Source organism: bacterium (genome assembly GCA_004322275.1).
GTDB lineage: Bacteria > Desulfobacterota > Deferrisomatia > Deferrisomatales > BM512 > SCTA01.
This window is the reverse complement of sequence record SCTA01000032.1, coordinates 74,451-94,531: the sequence shown is the minus strand read 5'-3', so window position 1 is coordinate 94,531 and position 20,081 is coordinate 74,451. Positions and strand designations below refer to the sequence as shown.

Below are 20,081 nucleotides of genomic sequence, written 5' to 3'. Positions count from 1 at the left end.
AGCCTGTGCATTTTAAGTTTTAATAATTGTACGCCGTCGAGAAGAAGAGGGCCATCGTCTCGGTTGTAACGTCCTGCACCGAATCGGTGTCGGCGAAAAGCTGCGCGTCACCGGCGCCCCGGCTGTAAACTCCGCCGATGGTGATGGAGGTTCCCTTGGAAAAGAGGGTCCCGCTCAAAGTGCCTCCGAAGATGTCAACGTGGGGGTCCTGATTCGCCTCGCCGGTCTCGACCTCATCGGTGCTGGCTCTGTTGGTGAAAAGACCCGCGCGAAGAGCCCAGGAGCGGCTCGGATAGTATTCCATGCCCACGGCGGCGTTCCAGGTGGCGGCCTTGCCGGGGTCGAAATCCGTCTCGCCGGTGGAGGTCCAGTAGGTGAAATCGCCGGAGAGCATGAACTGGTTGTTCGGGAACCACGCCGCGCCCACTCCTATCTCGTAGGGATATTCCCTCTTGGAATCGGTGTTTGTCAGGGTGGCGGTAAGTGTGTCGGGATCGTAGACGGGGGGATCGAGGCTCGTGATGTACCCCCTGCTCGACTGCTGGATGCGGATGTCGCTGTCAAAAAGGAAGGTGTGGGCAAGCCGCGCCCCCACCGAAACCCTGTCTGCCGGGGTCCACATCACGCCCAGTATGGGGTGCAGCCCCGACTCGTTGGACTTGAAGTAATTGTTCTGCCAGTGGGAGGTTCCGTCGTTGAAAAAAAGCATCTGGTTGTTTATCAGGTCGTGCTTGCGGGAAAAGTAGTTGAGGGTGAGGCCGACGGACAAATCCTTGTCCGGAGCCCAGGCTATCGAGGGGCCGAAGAGAAGGACGTTTATCTCCTCGCGGAAATTTATGAGGAAGCGGTCCACCGAAGCGTTTAGGTCGAGAAACTCCTGATTCTGGTCCTCGATGGAGGAATCCGGCACGGCGTAGGAAAAACCGATCGCCCAGTCGCCGAAGTTCCGGGTGACGCCGAAGAAATTCGGGATAAGCGCTCCGGATTCGCGGTTCCAGTCTATTCCGCCCAGCTCTTCCAGATTCTCGTAGGTCGTCCTGGTTTTCTGGTAGGCGTTCATGGAGGCGCTCATCTCGTCTCCGGATCCGAAGACAATGCCGGCGGGATTGTAGTACATCCCCGAAGGATCGTCGGAAACGGCCGTGTAGGCCCCCCCCATGCCGGAAGCCCTGTCGCCTATTATCATGTTGACGTAATGGCTGTCGTCGGCGAAGGAGGAAAAGGCGGGCAGGACGAGCGCCAGGGAAGCGGCGAGGCTGAGCGAAATGCGTCTTGGTCTCATGGGTACCTCTCTCACTCATTGGGGAATTTTCACGATTATCTTATTGGAATTTTGCCACTCAAGTAAAGCATTCGCAGCAATGTTTGTTAGGGGAGGCGTAAATGAGCTAAAATGAAGAGAATTTTCGGTGCAGGGAATGAAAAAACTAAAAAAGACAATTATCGCCCTTCTGGTCGGAATCGTTTCGGCGCTGCTCGTCATCGCCGCAAAGGACAGCTACGTCCTGGACCGGCTCGAACTGATCTCCTACGACATCAGGATGGTCTTCACGAGAAGCGACAAACCCGCCAATCAGGGCGTGGCGGTCGTCCTCGTAGACGAGGCATCCCTCAAGGCGATGAACCCCGTCATCGGGCGCTGGCCCTGGCCCCGCTCGGTCATGGCCGACATCCTCGAATACATCTCGATGGGGGAGCCAAGGGCCGTGCTTCTGGACGTTCTCTTCGTCGAAAACGAGAGGAACGGGGTTAATCAGGACTCCGGGTACAGCGAAGGGGATATGCGCCTTTCAGGAGTCACCGCTTCGGCCGGAAACTATATCCACGCCGCCCAGTTCATGCGCGACGCCGAGGACGAGTTCAATAAAGACCTCCTCGGGAAACCCCTGCCCCCGGAATTCATCGAACGTTTCTCGGTCAGTTACACCCCCGATTCCATGAAGCAGGCCGCCGATTCTCTGCCGAATTCCTACGCCCTGCCGATTGAGCCGATACAGTCCGCGGCCCAGGCGGTTGGCGCCGTCGATTTCGCCCCGGATTCAGACGGGGTCTTCCGGCGCACCCGCCTCCTGCGCCCTTACGACGGCGATTACTTCCCCATGCTCGGCTTCACCCCCGTAGCCTTCGGAGAAGGCGGTCACCCTTTCCGCCTCACCCCCGAGCGCCTTTACCTCAAGGATTACTCCATCCCTCTGGACGGAAAGGGAAACTACCTCGTCAATCTGTACGGCAACTTCAACACCTATTCGATAAGCGGAATAGCCGCCTCCATCCAAATGATGATGAAGGGCGAAACCGAGCACCTCATCATCGCGCCGGGCGAATTTAGTGACAAATACGTCTTTATCGGGTCGAGCGCCGTCGGGGTCTACGATTTGAAGTCCACCCCCCTCAGCGGCAAGACGCCGGGGGTTTTCCTCCAGGCCTCGGTGCTCTCCAACTGCCTCGACAAGGACTTCCTCACCCCCGCCCCGCCCTGGTTCGGCAACGTCATAGCCATTCTCCTCGCCATATTTGCCTCCTGGGCGGTCACCTTCGCCCCGAGGCTGTGGGAGAAGGTCGCCGGTCCGCTCTCCTTCATCGCCCTTTACGTGGCGGGAGCGGCTTACGCCTTCGTCATCGGCTCGGTATGGCCGGTGATGATCGTAGCGGCCTCGGGGGTTCTCTCGGCTTCCTCCGCCTTCGTCGTCTTCTCCATGACCGAGGGGCAGGAGCGAAGGAGGGTCCGGAAGCTCTTTTCCGTTTACGTGCCGCCGGAGGTAGTCGAAGAGCTCATCTCGCACGACGAAGAGCGCTCGGCGGCGCAATTCGGCTCGGAGGAGAACGTCACCGTACTCTTTTCCGACATAAGAAGTTTCACCACCATCTCCGAGCAGCTTACCGCTCCCCGCGTGGTCGAGATGCTGAACGTCTACTTCTCCGAAATGACCGACGTCATCTTTGAATATCGCGGTACAATCGACAAATTCATCGGCGACGCGATAATGGGGTTCTGGGGCGCTCCGATACGCGAGCCGAACCACGCCGAAAAAGCCGTTCTCGCCTCCCTCCTGATGCTGGAGAGGCTGGAGAAGGTCAACGCGGAGCTTCAGAAGAGGGGTTTCGCGCCGCTGGCGATAGGAATAGGGCTGAACACCGGCACGGCGGTTCTCGGCAACATCGGCTCCGCAAAAAAACTCAACTACACCGTCATCGGCGAGACGGTGAACCTGGCTTCGAGGGTGGAGGGACTGACCAAGGGCTACGGCTGCCCGCTCATCATCACCGAATTCACCTGCCGCGCCCTCGGGGGCAAAATCCCCTGCGGAGTCCTCGACGCCGTGAGGGTGAAGGGCAAGACCGAGCCGGTGCGCATTTACCAGCCGCTTGTGAGGCTAAACCCCTCGCCCGAGGAGCTGGAAATTGCGCGCGCCACGGCGAAGGTCATGGAGGAGGCTTTCAACCTTTACCTCGCCAGGAAATGGCAGGAATCGATAAACCTCTATTTAACTCTGGCGCAAAATGTGTACACTCGTAAAATGATAGAGAGAATAAACCATTACATGCAAAACGACCCCGGAGAAAACTGGGACGGGGTCCTGGGCATGGAGACGAAATAACCCTTGTTAAGAGGTTGTAAAAACGTCGGAACCTCTTACCCGGTGAGGAGGGTAAAGCCTTGAAAAAACTGCTGGCCGTGCCGGTAGCGGCAACCATCGCCGCGCTTTTTTCGACTGCGGCAATCGCGGCGGAAAAGCCCGCCTACGTCAAGAGCCTGGTCGCCAAGGTCTATTCGGTTCCAGACTTCGGGGGAAAGGTGGTCGGAACCGTCCCCCGGGGCGAAGCCGTAACCGTCATGGAATCCCGCCCCCAGTGGAATCTGGTCAAGAGGGCGGAACTCAGCGGCTGGGTTTCTTCGATGATACTCTCCGAGACCCCTCCCCTTCAATCCGGCAGCGTCTTCGAGTCTCAGGAGCACGATCTCTCCAAGGGCGCGAGACGAAGGGCCTCCTCGGTCGCCACCTCCGGGGCCAGCAGGGGGCTGGTTTCCGAAGAGCGCCAGAGACTCGAAGAAGTGGGGACGAAGGCCGATTATCTTAGCCTCAAAAAGGTCGAGGAAAGAAAAACCGACCCTGAAAAGGCCCTCTCCTTTTTAAACGGCCTCGAAAAGTGAAGGGAGTATATCCGATGGGAATCAAAAGAGCGCTCCTGACCGTTTCGGCCCTTCTTCTGACCTGTATCACCCCCGCTCCCTCCTTCTGCGCCGGGGAAGAGTTTCGCACCCGCATAAGCAGCGTAGGCATAGCCGATTACACCCTCGAAGACGTGGGAGCGGAGGTCGAGTTCGGGCGCGAGGTCGCGGCCCAGATTCTCGGAACCTTTCCCCTCTACGAAAACAAGAAGATTGACGATTACCTCGGCCTCGTAGGGACGGCGCTTGCCATGAACGGCCCCCGGACCGAGGTCGATTACCATTTCGCTATACTCGACACCGACGTGGTGAACGCCTTCGCCGCGCCGGGAGGATTTGTCTTCGTGACGAGAGGAGCGCTGGAACTGATGGAGGACGAGGCCGAGCTTGCCGCGCTTCTGGCCCACGAAATCGCCCACATAACGGGCCGCCACATCATAAAAGAGATGAACGTCCGTTCCTCCGGCAACGAGATGATCACCGGCCTCTCGCAGGTAATCGGCGCGAACACCAAAACGGCCAGGATGATCTTCAAGGAAATGGTCGATTCCTCAGTGAACATCCTCTTCGAGCGCGGCTACAAGATAGAAGACGAGTTTGAAGCGGACAAGGACGCAATAACCCTCCTCGCAGCGGTCGGATACGACGTCAACGGACTGGAGCGGCTCCTGGCGAAAATTGCCCAGAAGGACGGCGGCAAAAAGAGGTCCGTGGGGGCAACCCACCCGCCGGCGGCGGAGCGCGAGAGCCGCATAAAAGGCTGGAAAGAGAGTCTCGGAGTCGCGAATTTTCAGGGAAAGTCCGGCGCGGAGAGATTTACGGCGAGCGCCCGCCCCCTGTAGACACCGCAATTCCCTCCTCAAAAAGCCCCGCAAAACAACGGGGCTTTTTTTATATTTCCCTCCGTTTGTCTTTTTTAAAATTATTGCTTTTCTTTGGCCTGCGATTTGCTTTTTATAAAGGAGCAAGTAAAGTATCCGCAAAGGGACGAAAACAGGAAAATACCGGCCCCGGCGGCGGTTTTTTCCGTAACGGGGTAGCCTTGGCCTGTTTTTGAGGCACATATATGTAGTGCAATTGGGGCCAGTGCTACAATTTTGTTAAAATTATTTCATTTCAGCGCGTTTTTTCGGTTTTTACCCTCTTGAGCTAAAACCGAAAGAATAGGATGATTCAGCGCAGCGAAAACACTGTGGCTACAATTTTGTAACAGAATACTTCTCTAGCTTGGTCAAAGTTGATACCGGGCCAAAAACCCGCATCCACAAAGGAGAATTCAAAGATGGGCAACATGAATGTCCCCGAGGTGTTCGGCAGCAACGTATTCAACGACAAGACTATGAAAGAAAGGCTTCCCAAGGAGACCTACAAGGCCCTCCGGGAGACCATTGAAAAGGGCCTGCCCCTCAATCCCGCCGTAGCCGCTATCGTGGCGAACGCCATGAAGGACTGGGCGCTTGAAAAGGGCGCGACCCACTACACCCACTGGTTCCAGCCCCTCACCGGCATCACCGCCGAGAAGCACGACTCCTTCATCGCCCCGACCGACGACGGCGGCGTGATAATGGAGTTCTCCGGCAAGCAGCTCATCCAGGGCGAGCCCGACGCCTCCTCCTTCCCGAGCGGCGGCCTTCGCGCCACCTTCGAGGCCCGCGGCTACACCGCCTGGGACTGCACCTCGCCCGCCTTCCTCAAGGAAGACGCCTCCGGCGACGTAACCCTCACCATCCCCACCGCCTTTTGCTCTTACAACGGCGAGGCGCTCGACAAGAAGACCCCGCTCCTTCGCTCGATGAAGGCCGTCTCCGACCAGGCTCTGCGCGTCCTTCGCGCCATGGGCGACACCACCGCCTGCAAGGTAATCGCCACCGTAGGGCCGGAGCAGGAATACTTCCTCGTCGACAAGGAATACTACCTCGAAAGGCTCGACCTCATAGCCTGCGGCCGCACCCTCTTCGGCGCGCCCGGCCCCAAGGGTCAGGAACTCGAAGACCAGTACTTCGGCGCAATCAAAGACCGCGTCGCCGATTACATGAAGGATCTCGACCTCGAACTCTGGAAGATGGGCATCACCTCCAAGACCAAGCACAACGAGGTCGCCCCGGCCCAGTACGAAATGGCCCCCGTCTTCTCCACCACCAACATCGCCGCCGATCACAACCAGCTGGTCATGGAGACGATGCAGAAGGTGGCTCTCCGCCACGACATGGTCTGCCTGCTGCACGAGAAGCCCTACGCGGGCATCAACGGCTCCGGCAAGCACAACAACTGGTCGCTCTCCACCGACACCGGCGTCAACCTTCTCGAACCCGGCCACACCCCCTCGGAGAACGCCCAGTTCCTCGTCTTCCTCTGCGCGCTTCTTCGCGCGGTTGACACCCACGCCGACATCATGCGCGCCACCTGCGGCAGCTCCGGCAACGACCACCGCCTCGGCGCCAACGAAGCCCCGCCCGCGATCATCTCCGCCTTCCTCGGCGAAGAGCTTTCCGACATCCTCACGAAGATCGCGCAGGGAGAGAAGGCCGCCAAGAAGGCCGCCGAGATCATGAAGATCGGCGTAGACACCCTTCCCGAGTTCCCGAGGGACAACACCGACCGCAACAGAACCTCGCCCTTCGCCTTCACCGGCAACAAGTTCGAGTTCCGCATGGTCGGCTCCTCCCAGTCGATCTCCGGCCCCAACGTAGCGCTAAACACCATCGTCGCCGAATCGCTCGACTACGTCGCCAAGCGGCTTGAAAAAGCCAAGAACGTCAACACCGAGATCCTCGCCATCATCAAAGACACCGTAAAGGAACACGGCCGCATCATCTTCAACGGCAACAACTACTCCGACGAGTGGGCCAAGGAAGCCAAGAAGCGCGGCCTCCCCAACGTCCGCAACACCATCGACGCCCTCAAGGCCTTCGTCTCTCCCAAGGCCATCGAGCTTTTCGGCAAATACTGCGTCCTTTCCAAGGAAGAGCTCCACTCCCGCTACGACATCTACGTCGAGCAGTACTCCAAGCACATCAACATCGAGGCCCAGGCCTCCATGCAGATGGTAAAGCGCCAGTACATACCCGCCGTAATCCAGTACATGGAAGAGCTCGGCAACTCCGCCGCCCTCTCCGGAGAGCACGGCGAAGTGCAGCGCACCCTTCTCGCCGAAGTAGGCGGCCTCCTCAAGTCCGCCTACAAGAACCTCAAGGCGCTTGAAGTTATCGCCAAGGAAGCCCAGGGAGTCTGGAACGTAGAGAAGCAGGCCAAGGTCTACAGAGACAAGGTCTTCCCCGCCTGCCAGGCCCTTCGCGCCGACATCGACGCCCTCGAAGCCGTCATGCCCCGCGACCTCTGGCCCGTCCCCGTCTACAGCGACCTCCTCTTCAAGCTCTAAAAGTTTGTAATTATGATGTAAAAAAGGGAGCCGAAAGGCTCCCTTTTTGTTTGCTTCTAGTTGCCGGTTTTTCGTTCCTCAACCGGAAGTGGATAATTGTGAAGGTTGATCCAGAACTAAATATGCCTTTGGAGCCTCGCGGTTTAATCCTTTTAAATAAGTTTTAACAAGCCTGCTACCGGTCTCGTCAAAGCTGACGCTGCCTATTAAAACCGACTCGGCAACGTCAGGATATTCTTGCCGCATATCAAGGTAGTATTTTCGAGTCCAGGATTGAACTGCTTTGGCTAGTGCATAGGAATCCCTGTCAAAATCTTTCTTAGTGTTTGTCGTCATTCCAAAAACGTTCAAGCAATAGCCAAGGATCATTGCACCCTTATAATTTGGGTGTTTGGTCATTATCGCGATTTCATCGTACAGAAGGCGACGAACCTTGAAGCGCACAATTTTAAAAGCTTTCCCATCCTTACCACCGTACCTAGTGAAAATACGGCTCCAAATCATATTGTGGTGGATGGACCAACATGTCTCAGGTGGAGATTTCACCATTGAAGCGGCTGATATCATGTCAAAGATCAGAAGTGCCAGATGATCGTAAATATTCTTCGGATATGTTCCCTCACGAATTCGGCGTAACGGCTCAGGTGGATTGGGATGCTTATCGATAAGATCGATAGCATCCTTTACAAATTCTACAACCACGCGAAGCCGCCCATATGTATCGGTAAGATATTCATAAGGCGTATCGTTGAGTTTGTACAAATCGCGATAGGCGCTTTCCATGTTTTTAAACGTGCGATTAAGAGCATAGGAATGTTGAGAACCATAACCTTTTTCTAAATAGTCTTTAAAAGTGATAAGTGTAGCACGGCAATAGGCTTCCCATTGTTTGGCATCCCATCCCCATTGCTCTTCGTAATGGAGATCTAGCGGCGAGTCAAAGTTGTTCGCTAGAGCTTCCACGAGTGAATAGTCCCCATACACTGCTTTAGTCACCGGTTTTAGATAACCCAGCAACCCCGAATAGTATCCATCGGCTTCATCGTAAAGAAACGACCCCTTTTGAGCCACGGCTTCGCTGGAGATATTTCGTGCGAACTGCCCTATCGGGATGTCGAACTTGCTTGCGCTGGTCATCTCCTCAAAGAAAGCTTGGGCGGTTACGGGTGACGATCCAACAATATTTCGACAAAACTTGCGATTGGCGATTAGCAATAATATGTCGTAGGCATAATCTTCAACCCCAGCCCTCTTTTTGTGGGGTTGCCCCCTTAATGTTTCTACATCAGAAGTACGGCGATTTAGACGCCTGCTATGCATGACCAAAGGTTTCGCAGACTTGGCTAACTCGTCCGCAATAACCTTCAGTTCTTCGTCATTTCCACGCTGGATGTACTTGTAAAGCACTTGTCCAAAACGAAGAGCATTGCGGCGGCAGAAAACCGGCGGGCGGATAAATGCGCAATACATCCAAGTTAAAATCGTGGAAAGGAATAGCAAGCCAAAGATGCCCTGCCATGTGGAATGCGTGAGCCAGCGGTCTTTGGAACCCACCAGCCTTCATTGATCCACACTTCGGTAAGTAGTGTTTGCAGACCGATTATAGCGGTTAAGTAAAATGTTGTGGCATGAAGCGATCCAAACCGGCTAGGTGTTACGGCAATCCGAAATTTATATCTGACATCGGTAACCGTATAGACAACTGCCAGTAGTGCTACTGCGGCGAGGAATTCGGAAAATCCGAATATCTTGGTTGCAGGGCTTGCACTAACGGGTTCAAAGCAGAGAAACCAATAGCACTTTTCGGTCAAAATACATTTCTCCATGCTTATCACTCGTCCGCTCGGCGAGCGTGCAAATCGCCTTCGGCTCATGGCAAGCTCGAAACCCCCTCGCTACCTCGTTCGCTGGGCACCGGAGAGCGTGGGGAACGTAAAGATGGCTCGCCGATAAGTGAAATTACATGTACTTATCGGCTCGAAGGTAAATTATTTACAACTATTCACTGCATACGTGTAAAAATTTTACCTTCGAGTCCAAAAACATTCCGTTATCCTGTTTTTGGACGAGCCTTCTTTTCGTTCCCCCTCGTGGCCCGTAGGTGACGCAGGGAGCGGAGGCGGATAGGGCGGCGGGGGGGTCAGCGAACGAGTGCCCCCTCACGCCCCCGCCGTAGCGACCGGTCGCTCGTAGAGCGAGCGTCTCCTTCCGGGCCGATTTCTTGGGTACTTCTTTCTAAAAGAAGTACCAAGGGGTGTGGGGCAAAGCCCCACAGACGTAGACCGATGGGCTAAAGCCCATCCTACAATAAACCCCTGGATTCCCGCGCTTCGCGCGAGAATGACGATGGGGAATTGGTGCGTTACGCCGCTTCGCGGCTAACGGCACCCGCGACTACCTGACCCTCCTGACCTTCGCCAGACTGGTATATTCCCCGCCGGGATAGGGCGTAAAGCCGTCGAACCCCCTGTTCATCACGACGACGTTGTCCAGCCACCAGAGGCTGACGTAATAGCACTCGCTGGCTGCCTTCTCCTGCGCCTTCCTGTAAAGCTCCATCCGCTTGGAGAAATCGGGCTCGCTTCGCGAGGCGTCGAGCCAGGCGTCTATTTCGGCGTCCCTCACCCTTCCCCTGTTGGCCCCCGCCGGGGGCACAGAGGAGGAGTGGAAGATATAGTGGAGGACATCCGGGTCGGTGAGCCCTATCCACCGAAGGCTCATCATCTGGAAGTTGCCCTTCTTCACGTCGCCGAAGAAGGTCCCCCACTCGAAGCTGCGCACCTCGACGCCTATTCCCGCCCGGCGAAGCTGATTGGCGATGACCTGCGCCACCTCGTTGGCGGTCTTGTCGCTGGAGGTCTTGTACGAGAGCGAAAAGCGCATGGCGGGGCCGTCGCCGTCGGGGTCGGGGTACCCCGCAGAGTCGAGAAGGGTCTTCGCCTCTTCGAGGTCGAAGGGAATCTCCTCCGCTCCCGGCGCGAAGGCGATGTGTTCCGGGGAGAAGAGCGCCTTCGCGGGCCGCGCCTGCCCCTGCAGAACGAACTCTATGAGGGATTTTCTGTCCAGCGCGTGGGCTATCGCCCGCCTGACCTTCGCGTCGCCGACGATTTTGTCTTCGAGATTGAAGCCGAGATACTGGTAGGAGGGGCCGGGAGCGCGTATGATTTTCAGGTTTTCCTCGCGTTCGAGAAACTTCACCGAGTAGGGCGGGACGGCGTTCTGCAGGAGATCGATTCCGCCGGATTTAAGCTCCAGAAGCCGCGTTGTGGCGTTGCCCAGTATCCGGAAGCGCAGTCCTTCGACGAGGGGAGCGCCCCTGTAGCATTCCGGATTGGGCAAAAGGGTAATCTCCTCGCCGGGCTTTATTCTGTCGAGTTTGAAGGGGCCGGTTCCGGTTAGCTCTTCCCCGAGGTCCTTTTTGCCCGCTAGCCTCTCGGGCAATATCCCCTGCCGGAGCTGGTAGGGAAAGGAGACGAAGGGCTCTTTGAGCCGGAAGACTACCGTGTAGCCATCGGGGGTCTCTACGGAGGAAAGCGCCTTCAGCGAGCCCGCCGAGGGGCAGCCGTTGGCCGGGTCCATGACGTAGGAGAAGGTGGCCTTTACGTCTTTAGAGCTAAACGGCGAGCCGTCGTGAAAGCGGACGTTCTTTTTGAGGGTCAGGCGGTGAGTCAGCGGATCAGGGTTCTCCCACCTTTCGGCGAGATCGGGAACGAGCGCCCCGGAGGGCTCCTCGGTTAGGAGGCCGTTGAAGAGGAGGGGAATTATCCTCACGCCGTAGGCGTCGGTCGCGTAGCGCGGGTCGAGGCTGGCCGGAGCGCCTTCGAGGCCGACGATGAACTCGTCCGGCGCTCTCCCCTGCCCCTCCCTGCCCCGGCAGCCGGTCAGGCACGTCAGAAACACGAGCGCAAAGACGGCCGGAAGAATTAATATCCTGAATCTTTCCATCCGGCATTTTTATTTGAAACCCGCAGTAAGGTCAACCGCTGCGTTACCTTACCTTGCGCTCAAACTACTCGCAGGCAGTCTTTTTCGGCAGCGGCACCAATATGACCGGGACGGGGGATTTCTCCACGACGCGGTGGGAGAGCGACCCCTTTACCGCCTCGACGACTCCCCGGCGTCCGGTCGTTCCCATCAAAATCGCCGTCGCATCCCTTTCGGCGCAGACGGTGATTATTTCGCGGGCGGCGTCCCCGGCGTAGATGTGGGTATCGGCCAGAACCCCGAGTTCCAGCAGCTCCGCCGCCATCCCCTCCATGAGCTTTAGCCTGCCCTCCTCCACGGTCCGTATCTCCTCCGGGTCGTGGGCGGCGAAGTCGTCGTCGGTGAGGAGGTTGACTATCTCGACCTTGTCCACAGCGCCGGAAAGTCTCTTCAGGAACTTGTAAGCTAGGTCGGAGACCTCAGAAAAATCCGTGCAGTAGATGATCGTTTTGAGGGGCCTCGGATTAAGGGGGTGCGCTACGGCCGCTTCGGGAGATTTGAAGATCATTACCGGTATCGGCGAGCGGCGCGCAACCCCCATGGGAACGCCGCCGAGGTAGACGGAATCGAGGGGAAGGCTGCGCCTTTCACCCAGGACTATGAGATCGACCCCCTCGCGGCAGGCCACCTCGATGATCTTGTCCTCCACCCTGCCGAGCTCTATTACGTGGCGCGCCGAAAGTCCTTCAGCCGCTACGCGCTTTTCCCACTCCACGAAGCGCAGCCGCGCCGATTCGCTCAGTTCGTCGGCGATGTGCTTGTCAAAGCCGTAGCTCGCCGCGACGGCGCTCTCGTCGTAGTGGACCACGTTGAGGAAAATCATCTCCTCAAGCCCGGCCTCCCTGAGGGAATAGAGCGATTCGACTGCCCTGAGGGAAAATTCTTCGAGTCTCGTGGAGAAGAGCAATTTGCGAAGGGACATGCGAACCTCCTTTCTCCGGAATGATAGTCCAAAAGAAAGAAGATGGAAGGCGTCCGAAATCTAATTCGGCCCTATATGGGCGGGAGAATATCTGGCTTTGATTTAAAAGAGCGCTTCGACGAACTCTTTCGCATCGAAAGGTCTGAGGTCTTCGACCTTCTCGCCGATTCCGACGAATTTGACGGGAATTTTAAGCTCGTCGCAGATGCCGACGATCACCCCGCCCTTGGCTGTTCCGTCAAGCTTGGTCAGCGCGATGGAATCGACGCCGACCGCCTCCATGAACTGCTTGGCCTGGCTTATGGCGTTTTGCCCGGTGGTGGCGTCGAGAACCAGCATCGTCTCGTGGGGTGCCCCTTCGAGGCTCTTTTGGGAGACGCGGCGTATCTTCTTCATCTCCTCCATCAGGTTGTGCTTGGTGTGGAGCCTCCCGGCGGTGTCGATGAGGACGAGATCCGCCCCGCGCGCCTTGCCCGCCTCTATCGCGTCATAGGCGACGGCGGCGGGGTCGGAGCCGTGGGCGTGGCGGACGACCTCGGCCCCGGCTCGCTCTCCCCAGACGGCGAGTTGCTCGATGGCGGCGGCGCGGAAGGTGTCGGCGGCCCCGATTATCACCTTTTTGCCCTGCGAGGTGAATTTGGCCGCGAGTTTCCCTATGGTGGTGGTCTTTCCGACGCCGTTTACGCCGATGACGAGGACGACGCGGGGCTTTTCAGGTCCGAGGTCGAAATGCCCCTCGTCCTGAAGGAGTATCTCGCCGATTCTCTTCTTCAGATGCTCGCGCAGCGCCTCCGGGTCGGAGAGTTCGTTGCGCCTGACCCTCTCGCTGACCTCGCCGACCAGCCTAAGCGCGGTGTTTACGCCTATGTCGGCGGTGACGAGCGCTTCTTCAAGCTCTTCAAGGGTTTCGGCGTCCACTTTCTTCTTGCCGAAGAGGGCGCGGTCGAGCCCCTTCTGGAAGGTGGACCTGGTCTTGGTGAGGCCGTCGCGCAGGCGGGCGAGAAAGGAAGCTTCGGCGGAAGTTTCCACGGGAGCTTCGGCCCCGCCGCCGGTTTTGCCGAAAATTTTCCCGAGGAAACCTGGCTTTTTATCTTCTGACAATTAATTTCGCCTTTGCGTTCGAGAGTTGAGAGGCGCGGTTTTTTGTCTTCCGGCGAGGAATCCCACAGCGACAGGCCGAGACGGTAGCAGCGCTACGTCGAGGCCTTGAGCGAGGACATGACGACGCCGGGGGCAAAAAGGATGTGCCGGATTCATTATCAGCGAGAGGAAAGCCCGCTCAGGGTTTTGAAAAACTCCGGGTAGGAGACCTCCGCCGCCTCGGCCCCTTCGACGACGCCGCCGCCCGGAAGGGCGAGGGAGAGTATCGCCGCGCTCATCGCGAGGCGGTGGTCGCCGTGGGAGTCGAAGGCGGCTGAGTTCAGCTTGCCGCCACCGGTTATGCGAAGCCCGTCGCGGAAGGTATCGACCTTCACCCCGGCCTTGCGCAGCTCTCCGGCGAGGGCGTCGATTCTGTCTGATTCCTTGAAGCGAAGCTCCTCCGCGCCGGTGACCACCGTTTCGCCTTCGGCTATCGCCGCAATCGCGCCGAGTACGGGAAACTCGTCTATGGCGGAGGGAACCTCTTCCGGTGAGACCTCGACGCCCCTGAGCTTTGAATACCTCACGCGAAGATCGCCCACCGGCTCTCCGGCCGCGTCGCCGGTCAGGGTCATTTCAAGGTCGGCTCCCATCCTCTTTAAAATCCTGAAAAAACCGGTCCGGCCCTCGTTCATGGAGATGGCTTTGACGGTCAGATCGGAGCCTGGAACCATGAGGGCGGCGCTGGCCCAGAAGGCAGCCGAAGAGGGGTCGCCGGGAACCTCTATCTCTATGGGCCTGAGTTTCGGACGCCCTGCTATGCCGACCTTTCCCGCTCCCTCCCGGAGAATCGTCGCTCCCATCCCGCCCAGCATCCTCTCGGTGTGGTCGCGGGTGGGACTCGGCTCGATAACCCAGGTCGTCCCGCGTGCGTGGAGACCCGCGAGGAGCACGGCGCTCTTTACCTGCGCGCTTGCCACCGGGGTGGTCCATTCCAGGGCGCGAAGAGACCCGCCGCGTATGACGAGCGGGGCCTTGGTATCCTCTTCCCTGCCGAGGGCCAGAGCGCCCATCTCGCGCAGGGGGTCGAGGATGCGCGCCATCGGGCGCTTCCGAAGGTGTCTGTCGCCGGTGAGGACGGAGAGGAAGGAGTGACCCGCCAGCACCCCGGCCATGAGGCGCATGGTGGTGCCGGAGTTGAGGCAGTCGAGAATATCTGTCGGCTCCGAGAGGCCGCCGATCCCCCTGCCTTCGACCTTCAGGACGCCGCCCTCCTCAAAGACCTTTACGCCCAGCGCCTCGAAACACTGGCGCGTGGCCTTCACGTCCAGCCCCTTCTGGAGGCCGGTTATCGTCGAAACTCCCTCGGCAAGAGCGGAAAACATAAGGGAACGGTGGGAGATCGACTTGTCGCCCGGAACGGTGACCGTCCCTTTCAGCGGCCCTCCCGCGAGAATGGTCTGGCTTGCCATCACACCTTCCCCAGGCGGGCCTTGACCCGCAAAAAAGCCTTCTTGAATATCTCAATCTCTTCGGGGAGCCCAATGCTCACCCGTATCCATTCCGGCGCTCCGAACCCGCTGGCGGAGCGTATTATGACTCCCTCGTCGAGCATCGCCGAAAAGAAGGAATCGCCGTCGCCCACCTTCGCCATCATGAAATTGGCCTCGCTCTTTATGTACTCGACACCTTCGGCCTCGAAAAACTCGTAGAGGGCCTTTCTTCCGGCGGAATTGACGGAAAGGGATTTCGCCAGAAATTCCTCGTCGGAGAGGGCGGCCCGCGCCGCCTCCTGCGCCGCGAGGTTGGCGTTGAAGGGAAGGCGCAGGCGGTTCATGTAGTCGATAATCTCGGCGTCGGCGAAACCATAGCCGATGCGGAGCCCCGCGAGGCCGTAAGCCTTGGAGAAGGTCCGCGCCACGATTAAAGGCTTTCCCTTCCGGATGTATTCCAATCCGTTCGGGAAATCTTCACTATCCGCGAACTCCGCGTAAGCCTCGTCGAGAAGGATTGCCACGTTCTCCGGCAACCTCTCGAAAAAGCGCTTCCATTCCTCGCCGCCGAAGACCGTGCCGGTGGGGTTGTTGGGATTGCCGAGGATAACCAAAGAGGTGTTCGCGTCTACCGCTTCGAGAATCGCCCCGAGGTCCACCGCGTGGTCCTTGAGGGGGACTTCGACCACCTCGCCTCCCTGCGCCTTCACGGTGATGTGATAGATGCTAAAGGAGGGGCTCGCGACGACGGCCTTTTTGCCCGGCCCGCAAAAGAGGCGGACGGTCATCTCTATTATCTCGCTGGAGCCGTTCCCGAGGGCTATCTCCTCGGGTTTCACGCCGAATTTTCCTGAGAGCGCCTTCTTGAGCTCGTAGCCGTAGCCGTCGGGGTAGAGGTTCATCCCGCCCGCGCACTCGCGCAGTCTCTCAACCGCCTTCGGGGAGGGGCCGAGGGGGTTTTCGTTGCTGGCCATCTTGATTATCCGGGACAGCCCCTTCTCGCGCTTCAGTTCCTCTATCGGCTTTCCCGGCCTGTAGGGCCGAAGGTCAAGCACCGTCGGGGAGACCAGCGCCTGAAACCTCGCTTTTTCCACGCTCATTCGGGCTTCTCCCCGCAGGGGTAGGAACCGAGCACCTTTACGAACTGGCAGACCTTTGAAAGCCCCTCTATGGCCCTCCGGAGGGCGGGATCGTTCACATGGCCCTCGCAGTCGAGAAAAAAGACGTACTCCCAGGCCTTCCGCTTCATCGGGCGCGATTCGATCTTCGTCAGGTTTATCCCGTTCTCGTCGAAGGGCTGGAGCATGTGGTAGAGCGCCCCCGCCTGGTCTTTTATCGCGAAGAGAAGCGAGGTCTTGTTGCACGAGCCCGCCTCCGGTATCTCCTTGCCGATGACCAGAAAGCGGGTGAAGTTGTTGGGGTTGTCCTCTATCTTCGCCTCCACCGTTTCGAGGCCGTAGAGCTCTCCCGCGAGCTGGCCCGCCACCGCCGCCACCGAGGGGTCTTCCGCCGCCATAAGCGCCGCCTGCGCCGTCGAGGAGGCTTCGAGGGTGGGCACCTCGGGAAGGTTCGCCTCAAGCCACTCCCTGCACTGGGGGAGGGCGTGGGGATGGGAGTAGACCTTGTGGATGTCGCTCTTCTTTCCGGTCTTGTTCATCAGGTTGAGGCTTATGCGCAGCATCACCTCGCCGACGATCTTGGTTTCGGAGTCGAGGAAGCGGTCGAGGGTGTTGCTGACAGCGCCCTCGGTGGTGTTCTCGACGGGAATAACCCCGAAATCGGCCTTGCCCTTTTCCACGAAGTCGAAGACCTCGGAAATCGAGCGCACCGGCAGGTAAAGGGCGCTCAGGCCGAAGTGCTTGCGGCACGCCTGATGGGTGAAGGAGGCCTGCGGCCCCAGATAAGCCACGGTGAGAGGCTGCTCCAGCGAAAGGGAGGCGGAGATAATCTCCTTCCACACCGGGCGGATCGCCGAAGAGGGGAAGGGGCCGGGATTTTTCTCCTGCAGGCTCCTCACGATATCGTCTTCGCGGGAGGGAGCGTAGAAGGAACCCCCCTTCGCCTTTTTTGCCTCGCCCACCTCGACCGCGACTTTTGCGCGTTCGTTGAGGAGTTCGAGAAGCTTCCCGTCAACTTCGTCGATCTTCCGGCGAAGCTTGCTAAGCTTGTTTTTTAGTTTGTCGTCGCCGGTCGCCATCTTTGTTCTCCGAAATTGAGGTCTTCGCAGCCGGTTTTCTTCCCGGCGCGGTCCGGGCGGTGCGCTTCTTGTCCACCGTCGCCGAGGCCAGCCTTTTGAGGACGGCGACCTCCCTGCGGGTAAGAATCCTCCAGGCTCCCTCGGGTATGTCGCCAAGGGGTATTCCAGCGAAGAAGGTGCGGGTAAGTTCCGAGACCCTTCCGCCGACGGCTATCACCATCTTTCGTATCTGCCGCTTCTTGCCCTCGCGTATCGTTATCGTGAAGCGGATCTTCTTGCCCTCGATGCGGACGTTTTCTATCTTCGCCGGGGCCGTCTTCCCCTCCTCGATCTCGACTCCGGAGGCCAGCTGCTTCATCTCCTCGGGGCCTATTTCGCCCCAGGCGTTCACCCGGTAGGTCTTTTCGATGCCGTGGGAGGGGTGGGTCAGCTTGTGGGCGAGGTCGCCGTCGTCGGTGAAGAGGAGGAGCCCGCGCGTATCCTTGTCGAGCCTGCCGACAGGGTAGACGCGGCGGCCGGGAATCTCCACAAGCTCCATGACGGTGTGCTCGGCGTGCGGGTCGCTCACGGTGGTTACGTAGCCTTTGGGCTTGTTGAGGGCGATGACGATGGGCTCTTCCGGGGCGGCGGTTATCTCCAGCCCTTCGACCTCGATCCGGTCCTTGTCCTCGTCCACCTTCGTGCCGAGTTCGGTGACGACGACGCCGTTCACCTTCACCTTGCCGGAGGTGATAAGCTCCTCCGAGGCGCGGCGGGAGGCAACGCCCCTGTGGGCGAGCACTTTTTGCAATCTTTCAAGAGTCATTTTCATCCATTGGGAGTTCAGGTATTTCTCTGGGTCTCGGTTCCGCCCCGCCAAAAGAGAGGGACGGCTGGGAAGAGGGCGAAGCGCCGTCTTCCGCTGCTTGGGTAAGCTCCTCGATCTCCCGCAGGGTCGGCAGATCGGTCAGGGAGGAGAGTCCGAAGACCTCCAGGAATTTTCTCGTTGTGCCGAGCAGCATCGGCCTGCCGGGAACGTCCTTCTTCCCCACGACGCGCACCAGCCCCTTTTCCATCAGAGTCCTCACCACCGCGCCGCTGTCCACCCCGCGCACCTCCTCTATGTCGGTGCGGGTGACGGGCTGGCGGTAGGCTATTATCGCGATGGTCTCCAGCGAAGCCTGCGAAAGTCTTGAGGGGCGCGGCATGTCGAGCCTCGCCACGTAATCGGCCACATCCGGAGAGGTGCGAAACTGCCACCCCCCGCTCACTTCGCAAAGCTCTGTCCCCCTGCCCACGAAATCGCGCCGCAGGCTGTCGAGGGCGTCCATGAGCTCGCTCGCCGAAACCTCTTCGGGCTCAAAGACCTCAAGGAGCCTCTTTGTCTCCACCGGCTCGGAAGAGACGAAGATTACAGCTTCGATAGCGCGGATAAGCGCCGTCCGCTCCATTACTAATCTTCCTCTATGCTGACGGCCATAATTCTTATTTCTCCGAAAGCCACCGGCTGCCATATCTTTATGGCGCTCATCTTTACCAGCTCCAGAAGCCCCATGAAGAGGGCGACGATACGGTCCCTTCTCGGCGGGCCGGAAAAAAGCTCGTGAAACTCTATCGATTCGCCGTCCCCCAGGAGGCGGAATCTGTCGAGAAGTTCCGTCATCGCCTCCTGCGTCGTCATCCGGTCGCGGCTGACCTCGTGGATGAATTCCTCCGGCGCGTCCCTCAGCACCTCCCTGAAGGCGACGAGAAGGCTGTAGAGGTTGGTCTCTATCGGAGGCTCGGGCCGGAGCGCCTTCTTCTCCTCCTGATTCTGCGGCCGGAGGAACACGTCCCGGCCGAGCAGCGGCTGCCCGGCGAGGCCGAGCGCCGCCTCGCGGAACCGCTCGTAATCGAGAAGCCTTCGGACCAGTTCGGCCCTCGGGTCGCCGCCCTCTTCCTCCTCCTCGGGCAAGGCCGGGCGGGGAAGGAGCATCCTCGATTTTATCTGCGCCAGCGTCGCCGCCATCACCAGAAACTCTCCGGCGAGGTCGATGTCGAACTCCTGAAGGGCCTCTATTACCGCGAGGTACTCGACCAGTATCGCCGCGATGGGTATGTCGTAGATATCGTACTTGTGCTTCCTGATGAGGTGCAAAAGCAGTTCGAGCGGCCCCTCGAAACCTTCGAGGCGCACCAGATAGGTGTTGTCTTCCCCGAAGAGGAGAAGCTGACGCCCATCGGTCTCGCTCATAGCCCGATCATCACCCCCGTCAGCTTGTTCACCAGCGGGAAGAGCACCCTGTCGAAGGCCCGAAAGAAGATCAGCGCGAAGAGGATTATAAAGCCGTACTGCCCTATCCTCCGGTATTCCATCTCCAGCCTCGCGGGGAGGAGCGCCGAGACCATGCCGCTTCCGTCCAGGGGCGGTATCGGTATCAGGTTGAAGAGGGCGAGGCCGATGTTAACCTTCACCGAGATGAGCGACACCCCGAGAAAGAAGACAAGCGGCGTCTGGGCGGCTCCCGCCTCCGGCACCGCCGGGGCTATCGAGACCAGAAAGCGCCAGAGCCCCGCCATCAGAAGGGCCAGCGTGAGGTTCGAGGCCGGACCGGCGAAGCTCACCAGAAACTCGTCGCGGCGCGGGTGGCTAAAGTAGCGCGGGTTGACCGGCACCGGCTTCGCCCAGCCCAGCCCGACGACGAGAAAAAATATCGCGCCGATGAGGTCCAGGTGCGCGAAGGGGTTGAGGGTAAGCCTCCCCATCACTCTCGGCGTGGGATCCCCGAAGGAATCCGCCGCGAGGGAGTGGGACGCCTCGTGAACCGTCAGCGCCAGCAGAAAGGAGAATATCCAGAGAATCGCCTCCTGGGGCGACTCGAAAAAGAGCATTTCAG

The 20,081-nt window shown here is 58.8% G+C and carries 15 protein-coding genes and 1 pseudogene; 4 read left to right on the top strand and 12 right to left on the bottom strand.

The window, feature by feature from the left end; translation table 11 throughout:
* Positions 1 to 19: 19 nt before the first annotated feature.
* Positions 20 to 1,282 carry a hypothetical protein gene (locus EPN96_09660; protein ID TAL16388.1) on the bottom strand — a complete coding sequence of 421 codons (1,263 nt, stop codon included), beginning with the start codon at positions 1,280 to 1,282 and terminating at the stop codon, positions 20 to 22.
* A gap of 136 nt (positions 1,283 to 1,418) precedes the next feature.
* Between EPN96_09660 and EPN96_09655 the strand changes: the two genes are divergently transcribed.
* The 4 genes from EPN96_09655 to EPN96_09640 all read left to right on the top strand — a co-directional run bounded on the left by EPN96_09655 (position 1,419) and on the right by EPN96_09640 (position 7,550).
* Positions 1,419 to 3,599, top strand: coding sequence for an adenylate/guanylate cyclase domain-containing protein (locus tag EPN96_09655; protein ID TAL16387.1), 2,181 nt, complete (start codon positions 1,419 to 1,421; stop codon positions 3,597 to 3,599).
* 59 nt (positions 3,600 to 3,658) lie between these two features.
* Positions 3,659 to 4,153: a hypothetical protein gene (locus tag EPN96_09650; GenBank protein ID TAL16386.1), complete on the top strand. Its 495-nt coding sequence runs from the start codon at positions 3,659 to 3,661 to the stop codon at positions 4,151 to 4,153.
* Between the two features lie 14 nt (positions 4,154 to 4,167).
* Positions 4,168 to 5,013 carry a hypothetical protein gene (locus EPN96_09645; protein ID TAL16385.1) on the top strand — a complete coding sequence of 282 codons (846 nt, stop codon included), beginning with the start codon at positions 4,168 to 4,170 and terminating at the stop codon, positions 5,011 to 5,013.
* A 449-nt stretch (positions 5,014 to 5,462) separates the two neighbouring features.
* Entirely contained in the window at positions 5,463 to 7,550 is a 2,088-nt protein-coding gene (locus EPN96_09640) for a glutamine synthetase type III (protein ID TAL16407.1), read from the top strand.
* A 1,311-nt stretch (positions 7,551 to 8,861) separates the two neighbouring features.
* Here EPN96_09640 and EPN96_09635 read toward each other — a convergent pair.
* The 11 genes and pseudogenes from EPN96_09635 to EPN96_09585 all read right to left on the bottom strand — a co-directional run bounded on the left by EPN96_09635 (position 8,862) and on the right by EPN96_09585 (position 20,076).
* A pseudogene (locus EPN96_09635) lies at positions 8,862 to 9,259 on the bottom strand (hypothetical protein).
* A 685-nt stretch (positions 9,260 to 9,944) separates the two neighbouring features.
* A complete protein-coding gene (locus tag EPN96_09630; GenBank protein TAL16384.1) occupies positions 9,945 to 11,495 on the bottom strand; it encodes an ABC transporter substrate-binding protein in 1,551 nt (516 codons plus the stop codon).
* 64 nt (positions 11,496 to 11,559) lie between these two features.
* Positions 11,560 to 12,456, bottom strand: coding sequence for a universal stress protein (locus EPN96_09625; protein TAL16383.1), 897 nt, complete (start codon positions 12,454 to 12,456; stop codon positions 11,560 to 11,562).
* A gap of 102 nt (positions 12,457 to 12,558) precedes the next feature.
* Positions 12,559 to 13,557, bottom strand: coding sequence for a signal recognition particle-docking protein FtsY (ftsY, locus tag EPN96_09620; protein TAL16382.1), 999 nt, complete (start codon positions 13,555 to 13,557; stop codon positions 12,559 to 12,561).
* 158 nt (positions 13,558 to 13,715) lie between these two features.
* On the bottom strand, positions 13,716 to 15,008 hold the full coding sequence (gene aroA / locus EPN96_09615; protein TAL16381.1) for a 3-phosphoshikimate 1-carboxyvinyltransferase: 1,293 nt from the start codon (positions 15,006 to 15,008) through the stop codon (positions 13,716 to 13,718).
* Complete coding sequence (locus EPN96_09610; protein TAL16380.1) at positions 15,008 to 16,129, bottom strand: histidinol-phosphate transaminase; 1,122 nt, start codon at positions 16,127 to 16,129, stop codon at positions 15,008 to 15,010. The genes aroA and EPN96_09610 overlap by 1 nt, the downstream gene beginning before the upstream one ends.
* The gene (pheA, locus tag EPN96_09605; GenBank protein TAL16379.1) at positions 16,126 to 17,226 is read right to left on the bottom strand and encodes a prephenate dehydratase; all 1,101 of its coding nucleotides are present in this window, start codon (positions 17,224 to 17,226) and stop codon (positions 16,126 to 16,128) included. The genes EPN96_09610 and pheA overlap by 4 nt, the downstream gene beginning before the upstream one ends.
* Positions 17,189 to 18,031, bottom strand: coding sequence for an rRNA pseudouridine synthase (locus tag EPN96_09600; GenBank protein TAL16378.1), 843 nt, complete (start codon positions 18,029 to 18,031; stop codon positions 17,189 to 17,191). The genes pheA and EPN96_09600 overlap by 38 nt, the downstream gene beginning before the upstream one ends.
* Positions 18,021 to 18,656 carry an SMC-Scp complex subunit ScpB gene (gene scpB / locus EPN96_09595; protein TAL16377.1) on the bottom strand — a complete coding sequence of 212 codons (636 nt, stop codon included), beginning with the start codon at positions 18,654 to 18,656 and terminating at the stop codon, positions 18,021 to 18,023. The genes EPN96_09600 and scpB overlap by 11 nt, the downstream gene beginning before the upstream one ends.
* 2 nt (positions 18,657 to 18,658) lie before the next feature.
* Positions 18,659 to 19,438, bottom strand: a complete 780-nt coding sequence (locus tag EPN96_09590) for a segregation/condensation protein A (protein TAL16376.1) — start codon at positions 19,436 to 19,438, stop codon at positions 18,659 to 18,661.
* Positions 19,435 to 20,076 carry a site-2 protease family protein gene (locus tag EPN96_09585; GenBank protein ID TAL16375.1) on the bottom strand — a complete coding sequence of 214 codons (642 nt, stop codon included), beginning with the start codon at positions 20,074 to 20,076 and terminating at the stop codon, positions 19,435 to 19,437. The genes EPN96_09590 and EPN96_09585 overlap by 4 nt, the downstream gene beginning before the upstream one ends.
* Positions 20,077 to 20,081: the final 5 nt, after the last annotated feature.

Coding starts and splice junctions, on each gene's coding strand:
- EPN96_09610 (TAL16380.1), bottom strand. CDS start 16,129: ATGAGCGTGGAAAAAGCGAGGTTTCAGGCGCTGGTCTCCCCGACGGTG.
- EPN96_09590 (TAL16376.1), bottom strand. CDS start 19,438: ATGAGCGAGACCGATGGGCGTCAGCTTCTCCTCTTCGGGGAAGACAAC.
- scpB (TAL16377.1), bottom strand. CDS start 18,656: ATGGAGCGGACGGCGCTTATCCGCGCTATCGAAGCTGTAATCTTCGTC.
- pheA (TAL16379.1), bottom strand. CDS start 17,226: ATGGCGACCGGCGACGACAAACTAAAAAACAAGCTTAGCAAGCTTCGC.
- EPN96_09655 (TAL16387.1), top strand. CDS start 1,419: ATGAAAAAACTAAAAAAGACAATTATCGCCCTTCTGGTCGGAATCGTT.
- EPN96_09625 (TAL16383.1), bottom strand. CDS start 12,456: ATGTCCCTTCGCAAATTGCTCTTCTCCACGAGACTCGAAGAATTTTCC.
- EPN96_09660 (TAL16388.1), bottom strand. CDS start 1,282: ATGAGACCAAGACGCATTTCGCTCAGCCTCGCCGCTTCCCTGGCGCTC.
- EPN96_09630 (TAL16384.1), bottom strand. CDS start 11,495: ATGGAAAGATTCAGGATATTAATTCTTCCGGCCGTCTTTGCGCTCGTG.
- EPN96_09600 (TAL16378.1), bottom strand. CDS start 18,031: ATGACTCTTGAAAGATTGCAAAAAGTGCTCGCCCACAGGGGCGTTGCC.
- EPN96_09640 (TAL16407.1), top strand. CDS start 5,463: ATGAATGTCCCCGAGGTGTTCGGCAGCAACGTATTCAACGACAAGACT.
- EPN96_09645 (TAL16385.1), top strand. CDS start 4,168: ATGGGAATCAAAAGAGCGCTCCTGACCGTTTCGGCCCTTCTTCTGACC.
- EPN96_09585 (TAL16375.1), bottom strand. CDS start 20,076: ATGCTCTTTTTCGAGTCGCCCCAGGAGGCGATTCTCTGGATATTCTCC.
- aroA (TAL16381.1), bottom strand. CDS start 15,008: ATGGCAAGCCAGACCATTCTCGCGGGAGGGCCGCTGAAAGGGACGGTC.